Source organism: Kitasatospora sp. NPDC058406 (assembly GCF_042722765.1).
Taxonomy (GTDB): Bacteria; Actinomycetota; Actinomycetes; order Streptomycetales; family Streptomycetaceae; genus Kitasatospora.
Genome location: NZ_JBHXKE010000458.1, coordinates 1 through 2,854, shown reverse-complemented (window position 1 = coordinate 2,854; position 2,854 = coordinate 1). Strand labels below are relative to the sequence as shown.

Genomic DNA, 2,854 nt, shown 5'->3' with positions numbered 1-2,854 from the left:
GGGCTAGAAGGTGAGGTTCCAGGCGTCGATCGTGCCGACGTCGCCCGAGGCACCGTCCTTCACCCGCAACTTCCAGGTACCGGCCGCGAGACTCGCGGAGGCGTTCACCGTGTACGTCTTGACGACGTTGTCGGCGCTGTCGTTGTTCGCGAAGTCCTCCAGCAGGTACACCGTGCCGTCCGGGGCGACCAGGGAGACGACCAGGTCACCGCGGTAGGTGTGCTTGACGTCCACGCCGACCTTGAGGGTGGCGGGGGCGTTGCCGGCGACCCCGGTGACGGCGATCGGGCTCTCCGCGGTCGCGTTGTCGGCGACCGCGACGTCCGTCAGGTTCTCGAAGTACTTCCCGGTCGGCGGGGTGCCGCCGCCGACCGCCTTCAGCGCGTCGACCTGGCCCTCGCCGAAGAAGGCGTTGTTGGGGGTGGTCCCGGTGCAACGGCTGTCGGAGGCCGGGCAGGCCACGTCGTTGGCCTGGGTGGCGAGCCGGGACCGGATGTCGGCCGGGGTGAACGTCGGGTTGGCACCGGCGATCAGCGCCGCCACGCCGGCGACGTGCGGGGAGGCCATCGAGGTACCGCTCTTGCTGCCGTACTTGCCGCCCGGCAGCGTGGAGTAGACGCCGGTGGCGCCGTCCCCGCCCGGCGCGGCGACGTCGATGACGCCCCTGCCGAAGTTGGAGTAGGACGCCTTGCCGGTGCCGCTGGCCATCGCGGCGACGGTCACCACGCCGGGCAGCTCGGTCGGGATGTCGATGCAGGCGTTGGTGATGGTCCGGGTGACCTTGGTCGAGTCGTTGGGGCTCTCGCTGTCGGTCGTCTTGTTGGCCAGGTCGTAGGTGGAGTTGCCCGCGGCGGCGACCTGGAGGGAGCCCTTGCCCTCGGCGTACTCCTGGGCGCGCCGGACGCCCTCGATGATGGCCGCCTGGTCCACGTTGTCCGGGCAGTTGAACTGCCACGGGTCGGTGTAGTAGCTGTTGTTGGTCACCTTGAAGCCGTGGTCACCGGCCCAGACGAAGCCGCAGACGGTGTTCTCGGCGAAGAACAGCGTGCTGGTCGGCTCGGCTATCCGGACCGAGGCGATCTTGACGCCGGGGGCCACGCCGATGACGCCCTTGCCGTTCTTCGCCGCGGCTATGGTGCCGGCGACGTGCGTGCCGTGGGTGTCGACGTCGCGCCAGGCACCGGTACGGGTGTCGGCCTTGCCGTACGCGCAGGAGGCGGAGTCGGCGGCGTCGAAGTTGGGTGCGAGGTCCTGGTGCTGGTCGTCCACGCCGGTGTCCAGCACACCGACCTTGACCGCGGACGAGCCCGTGGAGACGGCCCAGGCCTGGTCGGCCTTGATCTGGGTCATGTCCCAGCGGTTGCTCTCGGTGAGCGTGGTCGCGGACTGGCCGGGGTTGGCGGGAAGCGCCGGGCTGTAGGCGTCGGCGGGGACGTCCGAGGTCCGGGTCGCACCGACCTGCTGGATTCCGGCCACCCCGCGCAGGGTCGCGGCGAAGGTGCCGGAGGTCGAGTGCGCGACGACGACGCCGATCGCGTCGTAACTCGCGAAGACCGTGCCGCCGTTGGCGGTGACCGCGGTCCTGGCGGCGGCGGTGTCGGCGGGGGCGCTGATGACCAGGTAGGCGCGGGTCCCGGCGGCCCAGCCCGCGGCGATCTGCGGCGCGGTCGCGGCGGCGGGGGCCGCGAGGGCGGTCGTGGTGCCCGGCGCCCCGGCCGGACCGGTGGCCGACTCGGCGGCGAACTTCGCGGAGACGGCGGGGGCGGTGGACGCGGCCGGCGCCGCGGCGGCCAGGGTGGCGGGTGCGGCCAGGGTCGCGGCGGCGAGCAGGGCGAGCGCGGCGGCGGGGCGGCCTGCGCTCCGGGATATCAGGGGTGACACGTGCATCCTCCGATCGACCCGTGCGTGAGGGGATCACACGGGGTTTGAACGCAACATGCCAGAACCGTGAGCATTTGGGGAAGGCCTTACGCATGACTCGTTGTCACAAACGTGTCAACTTTTGATGTCCCACCGATTGCCCCCGTCCGGCACCCGCCCGAAAACGACCACACGCCCGCCGGACGGAGGAGGGAGGAAGCCCGGAGGAAGGGCGGAGGAGACGCCTCGGGGGCGGCGGAGGAGGCGGGCAAGGGAGCGGCGGCCGAGCCCCTCGCCCCGACGGCCCCACCCCCGCCGCGGCGTGGCGATTTGACTGATATCTTCGAAAAGGCCCCAATTCTGCGATTGGCCGGAGACACCTCCCGTCCCCCGGCACGACAGGAGCAGGAATGACCGGTGGACCAGAGCCCATCAGCGAGGTCGCCCGCGAGGCACTCCGGCAGGACCTCGCCGACCTGCACATCGAACGCGAGAAGGTCGCCGCCACCCTGCGGAGCGGGGACGAGGTGGGTGATCCGGCGGACCAGGCCGACGAGTTGCAGCGCGCCACGGAGCTCGACCGCCTGGACCGCCGGATCGCCGAGATCGACGAACGGCTCCACGGGGCAGCCGTCGCGGGACGGCCCAGCACCGACGCGGTCGGCGTGGGCAGCACCGTCACGGTCCGGTTCGAGGACGGCACGGAGATGACCGTCCAGGTCGGCGAGGTCGCCGAGGCGCTGGACGAGACGCTGGTCACGGTCGACAGCCCGCTCGGCCACGCGCTGCTCGGCCACCGGGCCGGCGACACCGTCGACTACGAGACGCCCAGGGGGCGGACGGCCGCGGTCGTCCTGTCGATCGGCGCCGAGGACGGCGGGGTGTGACCTGCGGGGCCGACGGGGTCCCCGCACGGCGGAAGGGTGGAGAGCTTTGAGCACCGACAAGGACGAACAGGCCCCCCGGGACTCCGTGGGGCCCGACGGTCCCACGG

At 72.0% G+C, this 2,854-nt stretch carries 2 protein-coding genes; one reads left to right on the top strand and one right to left on the bottom strand.

Going from position 1 to position 2,854, the window contains the following annotated elements; translation table 11 throughout:
- Window positions 1–3: 3 nt before the first annotated feature.
- On the bottom strand, window positions 4–1,887 hold the full coding sequence (locus tag ACFWOG_RS40455; RefSeq protein WP_380364704.1) for a S8 family serine peptidase: 1,884 nt from the start codon (window positions 1,885–1,887) through the stop codon (window positions 4–6).
- 383 nt (window positions 1,888–2,270) lie between these two features.
- On the opposite strand from ACFWOG_RS40455, the gene ACFWOG_RS40450 reads away from it, so the two are divergent.
- On the top strand, window positions 2,271–2,747 hold the full coding sequence (locus ACFWOG_RS40450) for a GreA/GreB family elongation factor (RefSeq protein ID WP_329875747.1): 477 nt from the start codon (window positions 2,271–2,273) through the stop codon (window positions 2,745–2,747).
- Window positions 2,748–2,854 lie beyond the last annotated feature (107 nt).